Here is a 19,809-nt window from a genome sequence, read left to right on the forward strand (position 1 = left end):
CATTCCTTCAAGGAATGTCTAAGCATTTATCTATAGATATCTAATAAATTTAATAGGTACATTTCAGTTTCATTGATCGAAAGCATTATTTCTTTATGCAGTTGATCCTCCATATTTTCCTCAGAAATAAACTGTAAGTATTTATTTACTTCCAAAAAGAATTTTTCAAACTCTTGTAAGAACTCATCAATTTTTTGATCGCCAGGTGTGACTGATAAATAAATAGTTTTGAATAAATTAAAGTCACTATATGCATTACTTAAAAAATAGATGGCCAATATTTTATCGCTCGTGACATATGATTTTACAAAGGTCAGATTTTGTTTTAATTTTTTCAATGAATTTATAAGATTTGTAGTTTGTTTTAGCATATTAGCAGTATTACTATACATCTAATAAACACCTCCAATTTAATAATAAGCAAAAAATCACCAAATTGGAATAATATTCTGCATTTTTCATCTTTTAAATTACAATATCTTCCATTCGATGATGGCATCTGTCCAAACACCAATGATCAGTAATACAAATACCCAGCCTACAAACTGAATGTAGACTTTTAATACTGGGCTATCTGCAAATCCTCTTGAAAAGGGGCTCACCTTTAAAACATCATGAGGATATTTCAACAATATATATGAAAAACTGCCAAAAATGAACGTTACCCATATAGCGGTCATGAACATGTCCAAGTTTCACTCCTAAACATCAAGATTCAACTATCACATACTTATTATATTTATCCCCCTACTCTCTTGTGCCATCGTTGCTGTAATGCCTGCATCCTCATTTAAAACAAAATAAAATGAGCTCGATCAAAACTTGAGCTCATAGATTCTTTTATCCTAATGGATAATAAGGTTCATAAATTGGATGCCAATAATATGGGGGTCTAACACCAATACTCGGTGTAAACCAGCTGTCATTTACATAATGAATGTTTAATGGATTTACGTTATTTTCTAGTAACCGTGTCACTTCTGGGAAAAATTCAATCTCCATGCTAACAATCCCCCTGCGATTATAGTCGTTTCCTTGCTTTAACATACGAAGGTAATCAATCATAGTATATGTTGAAAAGGAGGGATTGGTTATTAACAATCCAAGTGACGGGCAAGCTAAAGATAACCAAGATTTAATGGAACAAATTCGTTTTTATCAAAAATGGTTTGAGGACAATAAAAAAGAAGATCCATACCCTCAATATCCTGTCTATGGAAAAATTACGCAATATAAAGAAGTACCCCTTACCCAACCCGAACAAAGGCAGCTTCGTCAACCTGGTCTCGAAAGCTTAATGGTGCCGAAGCCTATCATTGAAAACCCTCATTATAAAGGTAGTGGAAAATTAAAAGGGAAAGTTGCCCTTATTACTGGAGGTGATAGTGGTATGGGTGCAGCTGCTGCGATTGCCTTTGCGAAAGAGGGGGCTGATGTAGCAATTGCTTATTTAGATGAGCATGAGGACCTACTCGAACTAAAAATAGAATTGAGGAACTAGGAAAAAAATGTTTACTCCTTCCAGGGGATCTCCGTGAAAAAAAACAATGCGAAGATATTGTTTTTGAAACCATTCATACGCTTGGACGCTTAGATATATTATGTAACCATGTTGGCATTCAGTTTCAACAAAATGACCTGACTGACATTACAGATGAACAATTCGATGAAACGTTTAAACTTAATATTTATTCACACTTTTATACGACCAGAGCAGCCCTCCCTTATTTACAAGCTGGTAGCTCCATTATTGGTACCGCTTCAGTTGTAGCTTATGCTGGGGAGCCTTTATTAATCGATTACTCTGCAACAAAAGCAGCTATCGTCGGCTGGACTCGTTCTTTAGCAAAAAGCATTGCTAAAAAGCAGATTCGCGTCAATGCTATTGCCCCTGGTCGAATTTGGACACCACTGATCCCCTCCAGTTTTTCCTCTGACGAAAACGCATTACATGGAGGAAATCTTTTTAACCGAATGGCACAGCCCTTTGAGGTGGCCCCTACATTCGTTTATTTAGCATCGGATGATTCTAGACATGTAACGGGGCAAGTTTTACATGTGGATGGTGGAGAATCCACCCATTCGTAGCTCGGAAAGAAAACTCAGGCAACAATTAATCGTATGCTGAGTTTTTTTAATTTCTCTCTTCAAAGGTTTAAAAAAATATTTTAACAACTTTTCCTCTTTATTTCATTTACTTTTCAATTTATTGACAGTGGTTATGTTCATAACTACGACAACATACATTAATTGCGGGATAGCAACTTTAACATCGCCCCCAAGATGTTTTTGTACAACGCTATCCCAGCTTTACAGCGTAGTTTTTGGCGATCATACTACTCTTCTATCAGCTTTCTCTACGTTGTTATCCCTTCCGTAGTAAAGAATATCTCAACATATCTCTACATTCGCCAGTCACACTTGGACATACATATTGTCTTAAATAGCTCTCTTCTTTAAAATTGAATTTGGTTAGTAACTGCTATGTTTTCTTCAGCAACAATGGCTTGTATCCTCACCAGCCCTAACGATAGCCATTGCTATGCAAACATCATATATTCCCTCACTACTATCACCTCTCCGTTAACCAATAAATCAATTATTCCCATATCATATACACCCATAGATACAGGCGTAATTGATAGTCCGCTCTTAAAGTCATCCCTACCTAGGCATTACCCTATGCACCATCGACCATTACATTCATATAATTGTACTGAAGGGAGTGGCAATAGTGCCTTGGCAACATAAAATTTACTATTTAATTGGGCAACCGGTCGGTGTTTCGTTGACGAATGGGCAAGGGACATCTGGTGTTCTTTGTGGCGTTTCAGGTGGGAAGCTTCTTGTTCTCGAATATTTGTATCAAAGCCAATTTGCTTTAAAGCAATATGATTTTCATATGATTCAAGATGTTAATGGTTTTCCGCCTTGTCAAATGCGGCAGCCGTTATATTAAAAGTATGTTTCAGACTGTCAACAAAAGGAATTGAGAAGTTCACACTCGATTCCTTTTGTCATTTTTTTCTCTTTCATTATGTTTAAAAATGGTAATTTGATATCCCATAAAACAGACTCTTCAAGTATAACAACTCTTTGAAGCCGCCTGTCACGTCCAAGTAGCTAGTTTCTTTAAATTCATGGTAGCAAAAGTAAGTATCGCCTGCATGGATAATTTTTTCAGACCTCTAGGTTGTCCATCACATTCCATGCTTTTCCTTTGCATCGGCAAAGACATGCTCAATCGTTTCTTTACGCTTGCATAAATTTGTTTGATGTCATAGGAATGGCATAAATGTTCAGCTTCCTCCACATACAGTTCCCCAATATGGCGTTGAATGAGCTTTTTGTGATTCTTACTTTCTGTACATTGGGAAAGGCTTGGACACTTCGCACAATTCAAAGGTTTCGATGTTTCTCAAAAATTTACCTATGTAGATGGGGTACTTTATGTAGAAGTTGATGGGAACGAAGGGCGGTGACTCCAGCGGGAAAGCGGGAAAGACGAAATCTTGGACTGAGCGAAGCGAGGGAAGCAGCTCGACCCCGCCCGTAGTGGAAATCAACGGCTTTACTTTATTTCATTGAGTTTGTCTACAGTCTGAAACATTCGTGTAGGATGTTTGTTTGATGGCACCATTTTAATACTAGTTACTTGGATGATGATCGCTCCTCCATTTGAATCTTATACATACAATAGATAGGGAGAGAGGGGGTGTCCTTTGTGGGATACTGTGGAAATATAGGTAATTTTAATAACTATTGTGGCGGAAATGACGGCAATGGTAACAGTTCAACTTTCGTGCTAATCGTTGTACTATTTATTCTACTTATTATTGTTGGCGCAAGTTTCATTTGCTAATGGTCATCTTAAGGCTTTAGCTTCTGGTCATTTCTAATGATGAAGAAGCTCAAAGCCTTTTTTATTTCCCTCCCTCTCATGATATACCTATCATGAGATAAGCAAATTATATTTCTTATGCCATTGAAGATAGATAACTATATCCAATTGATAACTTAACATAATAATAGTATTGTAAAGTTCTTTCTACTTTACATGACACTCCTTTATTGGTTCTAGGGGTCACTTACATCCAAGTGGCCTCTTTTTGCATCCTTTACTCTATTATAGATTTTATAGAAATATCGTTTTAGTAGAGAGGAGGAAACAAATGGGAATTAATTTAAATTTCTGGTCCTTTATTTTATCTTTAGGTTGCATCTTATTATTTTTTCTGTCCGGTTCCTTAAAAGACTTTTTTGTTACCTATGTCCATCTTCACCCATTGACACTGACATTGTTATTGTCAATCGTATGTTTCTACCTAAGTGTTGTAGGAATGAAAGATGTCAGAAATTTAGCGACCTTGCTGAGAGGTATAGTGACAATGGCTTTAACACTGATTCTAATTGTGAGTGTTTCTTTTATTTTATTTTTTGGTAATTTATAGTGTAAAAGAACTCTGGCTCGCATGATGATTAAACAAGCTCCCTTGACGAACATTTGTTCTATATATACAATAATAAAAAAGGAGGCTTGTTTATGCAAGACACAATTAACATTGAATTAGTACATTTTTCAGAAGACTATGTAGAGCAGTTAAATGAGTTTGAATTGCCTGCAGAACAGCACCGATTTACTGCCTTACCAAAAGAGATTACAATCGAAAAAGTTGGACAGTACCCTATTGTGATTTTAAGTAATACAATACCTGTTGGTTTTTTCGTACTTCATGCCACTGAAAGAGTACAGGAATATTCTAGTAATCCTCAGGCGATGTTACTTACTGCTTTATCTATGGACCATAAACAGCAAGGAAAGGGTTATGCAAAAAAAGCAATGCTGTTACTGGCTGACTTTGTCAAACATGAATTTAAAGAATTTAACGAAGTAGTGTTAGTGGTAAATCACAAGAACATCGCTGCGCAGAATTTGTATACCAACGTAGGTTTTGAAGATAATGGTGAAAGACGAATGGGACCAATTGGTGAGCAAATAGTGATGCAATTGCACCTATAAGGAGACAGTCACTCATTTGCGATGTTCAAATGAGTGACTTTGTCATCCGCTGGAATCGTACCATTCATACGATGATCTGCACGAATATCATTTACTTGATTTTGCATTAAATACCGTTATTGCCATCCACTTCTATATATGCAGCATAAATATGTTTCAATGCGATATGCTTCGTTGTTGTAATTGTTTCTAGCAGAAGCTCCAACTCGTTCATCCCTTTAATTATGCCACCATATTGTACAAAATTAGCCTCTTCCCAAATAGTTAACATAATATAGTTACGTTGCGATAATGCATGCGTGATGGTTTGCTGTAATTCCTCCAGTTCCCATTCTGCACGTTCCCTTGGCGGTTCTGTCAGTACCTCTTGTTTCCACTTTTTCAAAAGCATTAAATGCTCTGGAAGCATCATCGATGTCCATTTCATGGCTCCTCGATCTTTGATCAAATTGTCTCATCCTTTCTACTATGTTTCGGGGGACGTTTGCGAGAAAACTTCAACATTGAAAGTCATGGCTACTATGCTAAAATTTCCATTCCCCACAAAACAAAACATACGTTCCTTTTAGTATACGCACATACGTTCTTTTATAACAGTGGTAATTTCATACAATTTCTCTAGCATGTGCTTGCGAGGAGTTCTAGACAAACGCTAGGCATTTGTATAAGTCTATAAACATTTCAATCATAATCTGTGATGATGATGAATATCACAATTTTAGTGAGAAAGGATGTAAGTATTAACACAAATGTCGATTATACATCGCCTTCTGCAGAGTTCACCTTTGATGTCAACAAAAGTACGCTTTTTAAAAAAGATGCACGAAATTACATTAATATTCTTGGTGTTGAGCAATTAAATACGTTAGAAAATACCTCTTTACTGGATATTTTTTTAAGCAAAGATAATGTTATTGAGCCACACTATCACCAAAATGCAGCTGAGCTTGTCTATTGTATTTCTGGTGCAGCAACGGTTTCCCTATTAAATCCCTTTACAAAAAAACTTCAAAACTACCCGATTAAGCCTGGGCAAGTAGCCAATATCCCACAGGGCTGGTGGCATTATGAGATTGCCACAGAAGATAACACCCATTTACTAGCTATTTTTGATGCTCCAACACCAGAGGTTATTTTAGGCTCCGATATATTGAAATTTACACCAGCGAATATAATGGCGCACACCTATTGTTTAGATGAGGAACAATGGAAGAAAACTATTGCACCGATTGTTCCATCTACTTACATTGGACCACCAAAAAGCTGTAATCGTGTAGAATCAGCAACTGATAATTCTTCGTGCAAGCAAAAGAAGCCGAAACCATGCCAATACCCATATCCATATCCATACCATTACCCTTCCCCACATATGTATCCGTATGGCACGTATTATTAAAATGCCCCTTGTATTAAACTTTTATTGTAAAAGATGAATAGAATGTCATAAACTGTTCCATCCTAATCTTAGATAAATACTAGGAGTTAGGAAGTGTCACAATAACGATGATAAATGACAATCTAGCATCATTACAGTTTAAGGAAATGTTTAGACTTTGGTCGCAGCTCGGTGTCAATCAAAGCTATATTGCCTCAAGCCATGGATTTTTTAATCATACCCGGGATAAAAAATTAAAGATTATGATTTTGGAATTTATTCAATGTTTAAAAGAGGAAAATAAACAGCTGACATTGTTATTAAAGGAAAATGGCGTGCTTGCCCCCACTCCAACTTTGGCATTCAGTAAAATGAAAATAACGGATATCCGTGGAAAATCCATCATTCATGATAGCGAAATTAGTGCCATTATATCTATGAATATTGCTTCCTCTTTAGTTGCTGTAAGCCAAGCATTGGAATTGTCAGTGAAGCAAAAGCACCTTGCCAAATATGGTGAACTCCATATGCGCTATGCTATACTTGGGTCTAAATTGATTGAACTCAGTAAGAATAAAGGCTGGCTACTAGCGCCAGCCCAATAAAAATGGCATGATGGATGATGCTAACCATCCATTACGTTGCACATTATTAAATCAATTTTTAATAGTGTGTTTTTTTTGTACATTTTAAGCTTGTGCATCTCATTTAACATCTCCGATCTCATTAAACAATAGCAAAACCACCTACTCGTTATATGTAGGTGGTTTTAACATCCAATCTTCTTCTATCGACTTCTTACAAACAGGAGCTTATACCATTGATTTACGAGGAACGGTAACACGGATAGACTATAAATAAAGCCTAATTGGGCCATTGTTAATGGAGCCACTTCAAAGACCGTTGTTAGCATTGGCATAAACAATACAATATGCAAGCTTAGGACACCGATTAAAAATGCAATCCATGCATATTTATTCGAAAATACACCAATCGTAAAGATCGATTGTTTGGCTCTGGAGTTAAAGCCATGCACTAATCTTGATAAACAAAGTGTTGTAAAAGCCATTGTACTTGCCGTTAATGTATCGCCAGTTGATAATCCAATTTGAAAAGCAATGATGGTGGAGATGGCAATTAAAATTCCTTCAAGCACCACCTGTGTCGTAAATGATTTATTTAATAGAGGGGTATGAACATTTCTAGGCTTGTCCTTCATCGTTTTCTTATTATTCGGCTCTAATCCGATTGCGATTGCTGGAAGGCTATCTGTTAATAGGTTAATGAATAATAGATGGACGGGCGCAAAAGGAACTGGTAAGCCAAGGACTGTGGCATACAACACTACAAAAATAGCTCCCGCATTTCCTGATAATAAGAACAAAATGGCATTTTTAATATTTGTATAAATGCTACGACCATTGGCAATAGCCTTGACAATCGTTGAAAAATTATCATCAGTTAAAATCATAGACGAGGCATCTTTTGCTACCTCTGTACCAGTCACTCCCATTGCCACCCCGATATCTGCTTGTTTTAATGCAGGTCCATCATTGACGCCATCCCCCGTCATTGCGACAACATGTCCCTTATCCTGCCACGCCTTGACGATACGGATCTTTTGAGCAGGTGTCACACGGGCATATACAGAGTAATCATCTACTTTTTCCTGTAGCTCTTGATCTGTGAATCTTTCGAGAGCATGTCCTTCAATGGCTTCATCTGGATTTTTTAATATCCCAATTTGTTGGGCAATCGCTGTGGCCGTAATTTTATGGTCACCCGTAATCATAACTGGCTTAATGCCTGCCTTAATACAATTTTCCACCGCCTCTTTGGACTCTTTTCTTGGAGGGTCCATCATAGCCACTAGGCCGACAAATATTAAATCCTTTTCCACTCTTGTATCAATTGTTTGCTGTGGTAAAACATCTTTATAGGCAATGGCTATCACCCGTAAACCATTCCTCGAAAAATCATGATTGACCGCTTCGATTTTTTGACGATGCTGAGCTGTCATCTCAAAAATGCCTGCTGCCGTTTTTATTCTAGTCACTTTAGGTAAGAGAACATCTAATGCCCCTTTGGTAATCAGAACAGGCCGTTTATCTATTTGATTTACAGTACTCATAAGCTTTCGCGCCGAATCAAATGGAATTTCAGCCAGTCTTGGATATTGCTCGCGAATCATCAATTCATCTAAGCCGTACTGCTTCCCTAATTTTACAAGCGCTATTTCTGTCGGATCACCAATTTCCTTCTGATCACGCTCAACAGCATCACTACATAAAAGTGCCTTAACCATCAGCTCTTTTTCCACTGGATTTGTTGGGTTTAGCCAATCATGAGGAATTTTTTTCTGATCGACAAAGACTTCCTGTACAACCATTTTATTTTCTGTTAAAGTACCCGTTTTATCAGAACAAATAACAGATACACTTCCTAAGCTTTCAACCGCATAGAGCTTACGAATAATCGCATTTTCCTTGGCCATCTTCTGTGTGCCGAATGCTAAAACGATTGTAACGATGGAACTCAAAGCCTCAGGAATAGCTGCGACAGCTAGAGATACCGCAAACATAAAGGATTCTACTAAAGCTCGTCCGCGAATAAGGTCAATTGTAAAAATGGCTAAGCAAATGATTGTAATACCTAATGCTAATTTTTCACCAAATTGGTCCAAGCTAATTTGTAAGGGTGTTTTCTTTTCCTTTGCTGTATCGAGTAAATTTGCGATTTTCCCTATTTCAGTCTGCATCCCGATAGCTGTAACCATTACAATCCCTCGTCCATTGGTGACGAAGCTACCTGAATACACCATATTTTTCTTATCTGCAATCGTAACATTGTTTTTTCGAATAGGCTCAGTACTTTTGGCAACGGCAATTGATTCTCCGGTTAGAGAGCTTTCATTGATGTGCAAATTATGACTTTCCAATAGTCTGCCATCCGCATTGATGTAATCGCCAGCCTCCAAAATAAGAAGATCCCCCACCACAATCTCCTCAGAAGGAATTTCCATAAGCTGATTATTCCTCATTACTTTGGCAATAGGTGTGGTTAGTGCCTTCAGATTGTCTAAAGATTGCTCTGCTTTAACATGCTGTACCGTGCCTAAAATAGCATTTAGAAAGACAACAATCATAATGACAATTGTACTTTCTACCTCTCCTAGTAGAAAGGAAACGAAGGCAGCAACTAGTAAAATAATGACTAATAAATCTTTAAATTGGCCCATAAAAACTGCCCATGTACTAATCTTTTTACCTTCCTCTAATACATTATAGCCATAGACTTGTTGTCTTTTTTGAACGTCCCCATCGGACAAGCCTTCTGTGGTGACATTCAATATCTTCATGACTTCAGTAGACGATTGTTGATGATATTCAGTCATAGGGTTCTCCTTCCATTCACAAGATTTAAAGGTGGTATACTATTTTCTGGAAAATAATAGGCACCTTATAATCTCAAACTTCTTAAGTCTGTGTGAAATTCATTAACTACAACAATCTATTCCATAGATAACTAGAGTATGATAATAAACTAGTGAGAAATTAATTTTTAAAGAGAACACTCAAATAGATTCATTTAAACAAAAAAAGCACCGGGAATGGCTTTCCCAATGCTTTTATAAAAGCAGTTATGATTGTATGGGTCTCTCTTTATGGGCCACTAATAAGTAATCCAAGGCACTCATGCGTGTAAGTTTGTGCGTGAACTTAATGGCATCAGCATGAGAGGCAAACGTAAAGTGTTCGAGTTCGTCTGTTGGTATATATTGATCGACTGTTTTTCGTGTCAATTTTCGTACAGATAATGTGTGTGAATCCTCCTCATATAGTATGATAGCACCAACATTTCTATAAAAAGTTTGATCAATCGTTGCGATGACTTTGACATGTTGAAAATCGGTTAAATCTACTTGCATCTATTACCAACCTCCTCTATCCTTACATTCGCTATCAAACCGCTATTGTCCTGCTATAGCAGAATCATTTTTGGATAATTCCACCATTTATTATGAAGGGTGCTGCGCTGACGGATATTCCGCAGAATGCTCTTGTGAGACTGGCGCTCTTTTAATGGAGAAGATAGCACATCCTAAAGCACAGAGAACTAATAGAGTTCCGAAACTTGCTAAATGCATGACAGATCCAGTAAAGGCAAATACGGCACCACCTAGCGCTGAGCCAATGGAAATCCCAATTTGGAGCGCTGCTGTATTTAAGCTTTGCTGTATATCGGATGATTGAGGATCTGCTTGAATTAAATAATTTTGTAATGGTGGTGTTAAAGCCCAACTTAATGCCCCCCATAAAACGGTAAAAAGTAAAAAGACCGGTAAGGCAATGACTGTGTAAGGAATACTGAACAGGACAACCGCAAATGTAGAGACGATTAAAATAAGGGCTTTACTTGTCCCGATTTTATCGCTCACCCAGCCACCTACAGCATTACCACTGACAGAGGCAATACCAAAGATTAAGTAACAAATACTAATCCATGAAGCATTCATATCAAAGGCTTCGACTAAAAATGGTGTTAAATATGCGTAGAGCATATAATGACCTGCTAGCATAAACAAAGTCGTTAATTGTGCTGTAAGAATTTTTAAATTCGCCAATGATTTCATTTGCTTCTTCAGTGGTACGACTTCTCCGATTGGCATTTTGTCTAATAACAAAGCTATTAAAACCATTGAGATTGTCGAAAGAATGCTAATGCCTAAAAATACGGCTCTCCAACCGAAAGCTTCCGTAATAAATATCCCCATTGGCACACCGATAACAAGTGCAGAGCTTACGCCCATAAAAACAAGCCCCAGTGCTTTTGCACGATGTCTTGGCTCTACAATTCTCGTTGTAATGGTTAATGATAGCACGATGACCAAGGCTGTACTCATCGCTGTAAAAATTCGTGCAATTAAGACAACGGTGAACGTTGTGCTAAAGAAGGTCATTAAATTACCTAATGTGAAAATAAATAAAGATATAAGAAATAAGCGTTTCCGTTCCATCTTGGCTGTCAAAGATAGTAGGACAGGCGCAGAAATCGCATAAACAAGTGCAAAAATAGTGATTAATTGCCCTGCAGTTGCTAACGAAACGTGCAAATCCTCTGCAATATTGGGTAGGATTCCACCTACGATTAATTCAACTAAACCTACCGCAAAGGTAGTCACTGCAAGAATATAAACTCTCCAATTCATTGTAATCTCCCTTTCGTTACATTTTCATTTTTATAGGAGATTTTTTTAATAGCCTTGATACCTCTACATCAAATCCAAATTTTGCATAGGGACTTGCCACAATAAGCTCCTTTGTAAAATCTATTTCCTATGTCCGAGGCTGCATAAGCCTGATACCGAAGACGTTTCTTTATCAACATCATAGGCTCAATCAAATAAAAAAATCCTGACTACAAAAATGAAACAAAGTTTTGTAGTCAGGATTTTATGGTTCCTGGTAGAGACCCTCAATCCATATTATTGAGGTTATACAGTTCAAATATTTACTTTAGCTATAGTAGCACACCAAAATTTCATTGACAATACTTTTTTTCATAGAATCAGTCTCATAAAAATTTCGATTGCTAGAGAGAAAATTTTGATTTTTTGCTTATATTTTGATGAATTTGACCATACATAATAACATACAATATCTATTTTACGAGGTGATTGTTTGCGAATAGTAGGATTTTTATGCTATTTTTTATTACTATTTTATGGTGTTGAATTAGTAGCAGAAGAGCTCACAATCGAAGAACCCGCTCTCAGTTCTCCTATAAAAAATAATCAACCCCCTATTAAAGAAACTGTTGAAAATTCAATGATATGTGTCTATTATCCTTCTGACAAAATATGTAAAGATGTACTATCAAATAAAGAAAGAGGCCACTATTAAAGTAACTCCTTAGACTGTAGACTAGCCATCGAGACGTTACTCTCAATGGCTTCTGTTTTTTTCTTTTATTTCCATTATTGAGTAAATTACAGCTGAATTCAACATACTCTTTGAGCATAGCTTTTCTCTTCATCTACTTGCCATGTCCAAGTAGTTGTCACTCAATGATTTTTAGGAACTAATGGATTTCGCCTGTAGTGTATAGCAACGGATTACTTTAATTCATGGTAAAAGAAAAAGACTATAGGCAAGCTCAACATTCATTGAGCGTTTGTCTATAGTCTGAGAGACCACTATGAAGTGGCCGCTTACTTATTTCTTATTTTGAGCCAACGTGAAAATGCTTAAATGGATAGACGATTAGCTTTGACTCACCATAAACAGCATCCTCTGAAATTAAACCGTAATGGCGACTATCACTACTTTTTAGGCGATTGTCTCCAAGCACAAAATACATGCCCTTTGGCACCTCTTTTTCATTCACTAATTGCTCTAATGTAAAGTTTTCCGTAATGCGTAATTGGTTAGGATCATCTGTTTCACGATTGACGTAATCTTCATTGTAGGCTTTGCCATTCACATACAATACATCATCTTTCATTTCCACCTTATCACCTGGTAAACCGATGACACGTTTAATATATAGCTCATCTTCTACAGGTGATTGGAAAACAATTTGATCGAAACGCTCGATTTTACTTGTTTTACTGACAATTATAATATCTTTATCATGGTAGGTTGGGTACATCGATGCCCCCTGTACTTTAATGGGCGCAAATAAAAATTGCTTACAGCCTAATACGACAATTGCTGTAATAACAATAATTTTGATGTAGGATAGTATTTCTTTTTTAAAGTTTGTTGTTTTTTCCTCTTGCATGTTCATTCCCCGATACTGTTTTTTTAATAGTATAACATTTTCTATACTTCATTGACGAATGAATCACAGAAATTGTTTCATTCGCCATAAAAAATAGGCTACTAAGTAGCCTTGTCTATTAATATCTAATTGTATCTAATTCTGTTCATTTGACAATTAAGAATGGCTAGATTGTGAAGCAACCTGTTGCTGCTCGTTCAATAAATCTACTGCTAATATGATACCCACTGGTAATGCAAATGCTAACAATATTGTGCCTATAATCATCACAATCACTCCTTTTAACCACTTCTAATGTCAGTATACAACGAATTTTCAGATATTTCAAGAAATATAGATAAATGATTGATGTCAAAAAAAATCATTCAACTAGGCATGCACCCTACATGAATGATTTTTTAATGCACTACATAAACAATTTTAAACATAATACTTGTAGGCCTCTGATAGTTGATCGGACTGGATTTCTTCGCATTTTGCGTTTAGGTACATAGCTTTGCATGCAATGATTAAGAGCTGTATACCTAAGGACCTGGGTCCTCCCATTCATTCATCTCCCTCCCTTCATGGCCAAAAATTTTACATGTATGTTATCACTTGTTGTAAGCAAAAGCTTACTTGCTTTGTAAATGGTTTTTTAGATCGGCTTGTATTTTTTGTAGCTCTTCCTCGTTCGGAATGTAGTACCAAATGCGGTTAATTCTTTCACCATCACCCTTTTCAAACGATAATTGCTCAATATCCTTATCCATTTTCTTATAAATACCTTGAAGCTGAATAAGCTCTTTTACAGAGAAGTTCATGCGAACATTATCACCTAAAACCGTCAGCATATCTGTTGCCTTTAATAAGGTAGACGGAGTTGAAGCCTTTTTCATAACCGCTTCAATAATTTGACGTTGTCGAATTTGACGTCCAAAATCTCCTCGTGGATCTTCATAACGAATACGTGAAAAAATAAGTGCTTCATTACCATCTAATGTAATTTCTCCCTTTGGGTAATGATATTCGTCATAGGTTAAATCCATATCATTATTAATGGTTACGCCACCAAGCGTATCTATAATTTGTAAAAAACCTTCCATATTAATAAACACATAATAATCAATCGGTATATTTAGAAAATTTTCCACCGTATCTACAGCCATTGGAACACCGCCAAAAGCATAGGCATGATTAATTTTATCAACGGTATCATGACCGACAATTTCTGTACGAGTATCACGGGGAATACTAAGCATTTTCATGGTTTGCTTTTCAGGATTCACAGTAATCACAATCATCGTATCTGAACGTCCACTATCATCCTTTCGTTCATCTACACCGAGCATCAGAACCGAGAAAGGTTCTTTTTTAATCACTGTTTTTTCTTCTAGCTGTGCTGCATCTGTTGTTTGTAAAAGTGGTGTATTTATTTTGTTCATAGTTTTTTGGATGGTAAAGTAGGCAGTTCCTATAAAAATTAAAAAAATAGTTAGTAGGCTACCAACAATCCACAGCCATAATTTTTTCTTGCTCTTTTTCTCTTTAGAGCGTTTCATATTTTTTTCCATACGTTAGTCCTCTCTTGCTTAACAATTTTGCCCCTCTTTTTGACGTATTAAGTTGGAAAAAAGTTTATCTAGTCTACTTATATGCATATTGGACGAAAAAAAGACGTACACTAGTATTTACTTTATTTACTCCAATCTATTCCCACATTTGTTATTTCATTTCCTTCTTCATTATATGTTTCGCCATTTTAATAAATTGAAAATTCATTATTGTTGATTTATACTGTTTTTAAGGTACAACGTCTCTATAATAGAAACGATTTACTATAGATTTTATTGCTTACTTTTTTAGGAGGAATCACTATGTTTCAAACAAGAAGAGAGAAGTTAGTTTCCCGTATGCAGCAGGACGTGGATTTAGCTATTTTAGTACCCGGGCCAAACATGCATTATTTTACCGGTCTTCATCTCAAGCAAAGTGAACGTCTAACATTCGCTGTCATAACAGCTCATAATGATTTATATTTTCTTTTGCCACAAGTAGAACTAAATAAAATTGATCCTAGCTATGGTGGTGTTATTTTTTCCTATTCTGATGAGGAAGGGCCCAAACAGGCGATTCAGCAGCTAAAAAAAGAATTGGGACCATTGCAGACCATTGGTGTAGAATTTGACACTATGCATGTGCATGAGCAGAAATCGATTGAAATGCTTACATATGAAAATTTATACGATATTGGTGAGAATATACGCGAATTACGCATGAAAAAAGAACTGCAGGAAATAGCCTTTATGCGACAGGCTGTACAAATTGTTGAGGAAAGTCTTGCAGCTACTTTACCAACGATTCAAGCCGGTGTGACAGAAATGGAAGTCGCAGCCCAATTAGAATATGAAATGAGACGTCGTGGCTCAGAAGGAACACCTTTTGGTACGATCGTTGCTTCAGGCTATCGTGGTGCACTCCCACACGGCAGAGCAAGTACTAAAAAAATTGAGGCGGGCGAATTCATTGTCATTGATTTTGGTGCTATTTATAAGGGCTATGTGGCTGATATGACTAGAACGGTAGCTTTAGGAGATGTATCACCAACGTTACAAAACATTTATAGCCTTGTTAAACAAGCCAATGAAGCAGCCATAGACGCTATTAAACCAGGGATGACTGCCCAAGACCTAGATGGTATTGCAAGAGGAATTATCCGGAATGGTGGTTATGGTGACTATTTCACACATCGACTTGGTCATGGCATTGGTTTAAGCGCACATGAAGAACCTTATTTAATGCAACGTAATTTAATAGTGTTAGAAGAAGGCATGGCATTTACTGTGGAGCCAGGGATCTATCTACCGAATGTTGGTGGAGTTCGTATCGAGGATAACCTACTAGTTACTGACAATAGTTATGAGAATTTAATGACCTTTTCAAAAGAGTTAATCATTTTATAAGGCTGGTGCATGCAATGATAAATATGAGGACCATTCAAAAGGATATGCCCCTTCTAGCGCAATATATTTATTTGAATACAGCTGCCGCTTCTGCCATGCCTCAGCCTGTAGTGAATGTGATGACAAGTTACCTTCAAAAACAGGCAAGTATCGGCCCCTATTTACCTTCTTTTCGGAAAGAAACGTATGAACAGGTGGAGCAAATTCGGGAAAAAACAGCTTTATTTATCGGTGCAAGAAAAGAAGAAATTGCCTTTGTACCAAATGGTTCAATGGCGATTAATTATATTTCAGGAGGCTTAGATTGGAAAATAGATGATGAGGTGATTGTACTTGATACTGAAATGTTAAGTAACCATGTACCTTGGCTTGCCCTTCAGCAACGAGGGGTTCGCTTAAAAGTTTTGAAAACGAATACGGACTATATGGTGGACTTACAAGAGCTTAAACAGCTCATCACGCCTCATACAAGATTAATAGCCTTTGCCCACATGTCAAACGCGGCTGGTGCTCTTCAGCCAGCAAAGGAAATCTGTGAGCTTGCCCAGCAATACAGTGTGCTTACGTTAATTAATGCCAATCAAACAGTGGGTTTACTCCCTATCGATGTGGCAGAGCTAGGCTGTGATTTTTTAGTTGCTAGTGGGCGAAAATGGCTACGTGGTCCAGAAGGCTCTGGTCTTTTATATGTAAGACAAGCTCTGATTTCAACCATTGATCCCATTATAATCGGCTGGGGTAGCACTAACTGGGATTATGAAAACAACGATTATTCATTTGTTGAAACAGCTAAACGTTTTGAGCCAGGCTGCCCTGTTATTCCAAGTATATTAGGGTTAGGGGCGGCCATCGATTACGCAAATGCCATTGGTTTACAACTGATCTATCAGCGTGTTCAACAGCTGACGAAGTATTTAATAGAGCAGCTTAAAACGATTCCAGGCATTGTCCTCTATGGCCCTCAAAATAGTGAATATCGATTATCGGTTACACCGTTTAATATTGAGGGAATATCTCCAGATGATGTGACAAATTTTTTAGCGGATCGAGGCATCATTATAGAAGCTGGGACATTTATGGCTAATACCATCATGGAGCGCAATCATATTCGTAAAATGGCTCGCTTATCTCCTCATTATTTTAATACGTTTGAAGAAATCGATAGCGCCGTATCCAGCATCAAGGAATTTATAGAACTAACCAAAACAAAGGCCCAAGATAGTCATTAACTATCTCGGGCTCTTTTTCACCCTATTCTTGGTACAATTTAAAGCTATATTGATCAAAATATCGCTGAATATTCATCGCGCCATACTGCAGAACATTAATCATTTCAGGTAGCTTTTCCTCCGTTGGTTTTCGATAAATAGGACCTGCAATAGTTAGTGAAGCAATCACCTCTTTTTTGCTATTAAAAAGAGGGACCCCTACCCCAAATACCGAGTGAGAATATTCTCCCGTCGTAAAGCACCAGCCTTGCTGTTGAATTTTCTCTAAGTCCGCTAACATTTGATCTGGATCTGTAATTGTTTCCGGTGTTACTTTTTTCATGCCATGATCCATTATCTCTTTTTTCTTCTCATCTGGAAGAAAAGCCATGATTGTTTTACAGGATGCTCCGATATGTAAAGGTGTGCGTGTGCCAATCGACACAGAAAACTTAATAGTTTGAGAACTTTCTGCAATCTCTACCGTCACACCATCTGTGCCATCTAGCCATGTTAAAAATACGGATTCCTTAATGGCTTCAGCTAGATTTTTCATAATCGGTAACACAAAATCAGAAAGATTTAATTTATCCTTTACCATTTGACCGTACTCTAGAAAACGAAGTCCAAGTTCATACTTCTTTGTTTCAGGGTGTTGAATTAGAAAACCCTGATGTTCAAATGTTGCTAATATCCTATAAATAATAGAGTGGCTAATGTTCATTTCTTTCGCTAATTCTCGAACACCCCAAGTAGGATTTTCTTTATTAAAATATTTTAGAACCTCTAATGAGTTATCTAATGTTTTTAATGTCATTTTACACCTCATATGTCTCTATAATAGAACCGTAATTGTATTATAAAATGAAGGCGGACAATTTTCAATAAATTCAACTATTTTACAATTAGATGTAAAACGATTAGGTGACCGGTTGAACTTCTAGCTGGCTTACTTTCATTCTAATTGGCTGTCTTGAGCGTATGCCTTCATCTTCATATGGGACCCCCATTAATAAACAAAATATTACCTATTATTTTTAGCATAAATAACCAATAAAAAAATCAACCCACCTCCATAAAATTAATCGAGGTGAGTTGATCTGGATAGATCTTCTTACATTAAACAACTTTTTCTATTCATTTTTATTTTGAATGCCCTGTACTAGCTTCTCTTGAATCTGTAAATACTGGGCAATTTCTGTATCATCTAATACTTCAAATAGTTGTACAAAGACTTCTTTCCCTATGGATTGAGCCTTTGATAAGGCTATTTTTCCCTCATCGGTAATGTCAAGGCGAATAGTGCGGCGATCAGATGGATCATACAGCCTTTCTGCTAAGCCAAGTTTGACTAATTTTTCAGCAATGCTTGTCATTGCTCCTTTTGTATAGCCAATGGTTTCAGCTAGTTCAGCCTGTTTTTGAGGGCCTTTTACATGTAGCTCATTTAATACTAAAATCGGTGAAATTCCTAATGGATAAGGAAACGCTTTTGTAAAACGAATAATATTGGCGTTATTCACCTGTTCAATCATATGAATCAATTTAAAAATACTTGTCTGTTTCAAAAAATTCCTCCTCAAACGCCTAGGATTAATGAAGCATTAATGAACCACCATCTACCATAATCGTTTGACCTGTAATGTATTGTGAATCGTCGGAAGCTAAGAAGACAGCTACTCGTCCAATATCCTGTTCAATATGACCAAAACGACCTAGTGGGATTTTACTTCTCACTGCTTCATAATACTCTGGCTGTGCTTTTGCCCATGCTTGTACACCTGGTGAATCTGCAAGTGGGCTAATGATATTGACGTTAATACCAAATCTGCCCCATTCATTTGCAGCAACTCGAGAAATGCCTCGGATCGCTTCCTTAGCAGCAGCATAGGCTGCCTGTGTCTCATGGCCTTGAATACCTGCCCCAGATGCAAAATTAATAATATTACCTTGTGTTTCTTTTAAATGTGGTAATGCCGCTTGCATTAAATAGAATGTCGGATAGAAACCTGTTCCAAAAGATAAGTCAAGATCCGCTTGTGTTGTTTCTTCTATTGTAACTTGTTTCGCAGCATGAGCGTTATTAACTAGCACATCTAGTTTACCGTATTTTTCTACAACTGTATCAATAATTTTTGGTAATTGATCCCGTTCCATTAAATTTGCTTGCAAAAACATAGACTTCGGAGAAATTTGTTGTAACTCTTTCTCCATTGCTTCGCCTGCTTCTGCATTTAAGTCAACAATCGTGACAATGGCACCTTCCTTTGCCATTGCTTTAGCCATACCACTACCAATACCACCTGCACCACCAGTAATAATGACTACTTTGTTATCTAATTTACCCATTCATAACACATCTCCTTCATGTCTATTTAAATATAGTTTAACATTAAACTATTTATTTTTAAACTAATTTGTTCGCTCCGTTCTCTTCGTCATAGGGCCTATTCCACTCCTGTAAAAAAACAGCAAACAACA

21 protein-coding genes, 1 pseudogene and 1 riboswitch are annotated in these 19,809 nt (G+C 36.9%); of the genes and pseudogenes, 8 read left to right on the top strand and 14 right to left on the bottom strand.

Annotated elements, in window-relative coordinates; translation table 11 throughout:
* Positions 1-26 precede the first annotated feature (26 nt).
* The 3 genes from A2J09_RS09055 to A2J09_RS23440 all read right to left on the bottom strand — a co-directional run bounded on the left by A2J09_RS09055 (position 27) and on the right by A2J09_RS23440 (position 1,002).
* Positions 27-392, bottom strand: coding sequence for a hypothetical protein (locus A2J09_RS09055; protein WP_031416146.1), 366 nt, complete (start codon positions 390-392; stop codon positions 27-29).
* A gap of 78 nt (positions 393-470) precedes the next feature.
* Positions 471-686, bottom strand: a complete 216-nt coding sequence (locus A2J09_RS09060; RefSeq protein ID WP_036161964.1) for a hypothetical protein — start codon at positions 684-686, stop codon at positions 471-473.
* A 154-nt stretch (positions 687-840) separates the two neighbouring features.
* A complete protein-coding gene (locus A2J09_RS23440) occupies positions 841-1,002 on the bottom strand; it encodes a hypothetical protein (protein WP_012294839.1) in 162 nt (53 codons plus the stop codon).
* A 136-nt stretch (positions 1,003-1,138) separates the two neighbouring features.
* Between A2J09_RS23440 and A2J09_RS09065 the strand changes: the two are divergent.
* Positions 1,139-2,088: pseudogene (locus tag A2J09_RS09065) on the top strand (SDR family oxidoreductase).
* Positions 2,089-2,734: 646 nt separating this feature from the next.
* Positions 2,735-2,959 (top strand): hypothetical protein, encoded by a 225-nt coding sequence (locus tag A2J09_RS09070; RefSeq protein ID WP_031416148.1) that lies wholly within the window; start codon positions 2,735-2,737, stop codon positions 2,957-2,959.
* A 150-nt stretch (positions 2,960-3,109) separates the two neighbouring features.
* On the opposite strand, the gene A2J09_RS09075 is transcribed toward A2J09_RS09070, so the two are convergent.
* Positions 3,110-3,403, bottom strand: coding sequence for a transposase (locus tag A2J09_RS09075; protein WP_081112812.1), 294 nt, complete (start codon positions 3,401-3,403; stop codon positions 3,110-3,112).
* Positions 3,404-3,724: 321 nt separating this feature from the next.
* Between A2J09_RS09075 and A2J09_RS22970 the strand changes: the two genes are divergently transcribed.
* Together A2J09_RS22970 and A2J09_RS09085 are read left to right on the top strand one after the other, a co-directional pair.
* Positions 3,725-3,862, top strand: a complete 138-nt coding sequence (locus A2J09_RS22970) for a YjcZ family sporulation protein (RefSeq protein ID WP_080695212.1) — start codon at positions 3,725-3,727, stop codon at positions 3,860-3,862.
* Between the two features lie 681 nt (positions 3,863-4,543).
* Positions 4,544-5,020, top strand: coding sequence for a GNAT family N-acetyltransferase (locus A2J09_RS09085; RefSeq protein ID WP_012294844.1), 477 nt, complete (start codon positions 4,544-4,546; stop codon positions 5,018-5,020).
* Between the two features lie 106 nt (positions 5,021-5,126).
* Here the strand turns inward: A2J09_RS09085 and A2J09_RS09090 are convergent, their stop codons facing one another.
* A complete protein-coding gene (locus A2J09_RS09090; protein WP_031417090.1) occupies positions 5,127-5,468 on the bottom strand; it encodes a YolD-like family protein in 342 nt (113 codons plus the stop codon).
* Between the two features lie 249 nt (positions 5,469-5,717).
* Here A2J09_RS09090 and A2J09_RS09095 point away from each other — a divergent pair, with 249 nt between their 5' ends.
* Both A2J09_RS09095 and A2J09_RS09100 read left to right on the top strand, forming a co-directional pair.
* On the top strand, positions 5,718-6,416 hold the full coding sequence (locus A2J09_RS09095) for a cupin domain-containing protein (RefSeq protein WP_012294846.1): 699 nt from the start codon (positions 5,718-5,720) through the stop codon (positions 6,414-6,416).
* A gap of 107 nt (positions 6,417-6,523) precedes the next feature.
* Positions 6,524-7,000, top strand: coding sequence for a DUF3231 family protein (locus A2J09_RS09100; RefSeq protein WP_012294847.1), 477 nt, complete (start codon positions 6,524-6,526; stop codon positions 6,998-7,000).
* Positions 7,001-7,182: 182 nt separating this feature from the next.
* On the opposite strand, the gene A2J09_RS09105 is transcribed toward A2J09_RS09100, so the two are convergent.
* The 6 genes from A2J09_RS09105 to A2J09_RS09135 form a co-directional block, all read right to left on the bottom strand.
* Entirely contained in the window at positions 7,183-9,789 is a 2,607-nt protein-coding gene (locus A2J09_RS09105) for a cation-translocating P-type ATPase (RefSeq protein ID WP_012294848.1), read from the bottom strand.
* Between the two features lie 246 nt (positions 9,790-10,035).
* A complete protein-coding gene (locus A2J09_RS09110) occupies positions 10,036-10,323 on the bottom strand; it encodes a hypothetical protein (protein WP_012294849.1) in 288 nt (95 codons plus the stop codon).
* Positions 10,324-10,413: 90 nt separating this feature from the next.
* Positions 10,414-11,604, bottom strand: a complete 1,191-nt coding sequence (locus tag A2J09_RS09115; protein ID WP_036161972.1) for an MFS transporter — start codon at positions 11,602-11,604, stop codon at positions 10,414-10,416.
* 213 nt (positions 11,605-11,817) lie between these two features.
* Positions 11,818-11,917: riboswitch (purine riboswitch) on the bottom strand.
* A gap of 700 nt (positions 11,918-12,617) precedes the next feature.
* Entirely contained in the window at positions 12,618-13,178 is a 561-nt protein-coding gene (gene lepB / locus A2J09_RS09125) for a signal peptidase I (RefSeq protein WP_031417085.1), read from the bottom strand.
* Positions 13,179-13,334: 156 nt separating this feature from the next.
* On the bottom strand, positions 13,335-13,445 hold the full coding sequence (locus A2J09_RS09130; protein ID WP_031417084.1) for a hypothetical protein: 111 nt from the start codon (positions 13,443-13,445) through the stop codon (positions 13,335-13,337).
* Positions 13,446-13,792: 347 nt separating this feature from the next.
* Positions 13,793-14,731 (bottom strand): LCP family glycopolymer transferase, encoded by a 939-nt coding sequence (locus A2J09_RS09135; RefSeq protein WP_012294853.1) that lies wholly within the window; start codon positions 14,729-14,731, stop codon positions 13,793-13,795.
* A gap of 303 nt (positions 14,732-15,034) precedes the next feature.
* Between A2J09_RS09135 and A2J09_RS09140 the strand changes: the two genes are divergently transcribed.
* Complete coding sequence (locus A2J09_RS09140) at positions 15,035-16,120, top strand: M24 family metallopeptidase (RefSeq protein ID WP_012294854.1); 1,086 nt, start codon at positions 15,035-15,037, stop codon at positions 16,118-16,120.
* A 14-nt stretch (positions 16,121-16,134) separates the two neighbouring features.
* A complete protein-coding gene (locus tag A2J09_RS09145; protein ID WP_036161980.1) occupies positions 16,135-17,349 on the top strand; it encodes an aminotransferase class V-fold PLP-dependent enzyme in 1,215 nt (404 codons plus the stop codon).
* Positions 17,350-17,371: 22 nt separating this feature from the next.
* Here the strand turns inward: A2J09_RS09145 and A2J09_RS09150 are convergent, their stop codons facing one another.
* The 3 genes from A2J09_RS09150 to A2J09_RS09160 all read right to left on the bottom strand — a co-directional run bounded on the left by A2J09_RS09150 (position 17,372) and on the right by A2J09_RS09160 (position 19,677).
* Positions 17,372-18,145 carry an IclR family transcriptional regulator gene (locus A2J09_RS09150; RefSeq protein WP_012294856.1) on the bottom strand — a complete coding sequence of 258 codons (774 nt, stop codon included), beginning with the start codon at positions 18,143-18,145 and terminating at the stop codon, positions 17,372-17,374.
* 316 nt (positions 18,146-18,461) lie between these two features.
* Complete coding sequence (locus tag A2J09_RS09155; RefSeq protein ID WP_031417081.1) at positions 18,462-18,896, bottom strand: MarR family winged helix-turn-helix transcriptional regulator; 435 nt, start codon at positions 18,894-18,896, stop codon at positions 18,462-18,464.
* A 25-nt stretch (positions 18,897-18,921) separates the two neighbouring features.
* Positions 18,922-19,677, bottom strand: coding sequence for an SDR family NAD(P)-dependent oxidoreductase (locus A2J09_RS09160; protein ID WP_012294858.1), 756 nt, complete (start codon positions 19,675-19,677; stop codon positions 18,922-18,924).
* Positions 19,678-19,809: the final 132 nt, after the last annotated feature.

The sequence above is a fragment of the Lysinibacillus sphaericus genome (assembly GCF_001629735.1).
Classification (GTDB): Bacteria; Bacillota; Bacilli; order Bacillales_A; family Planococcaceae; genus Lysinibacillus; species Lysinibacillus pinottii.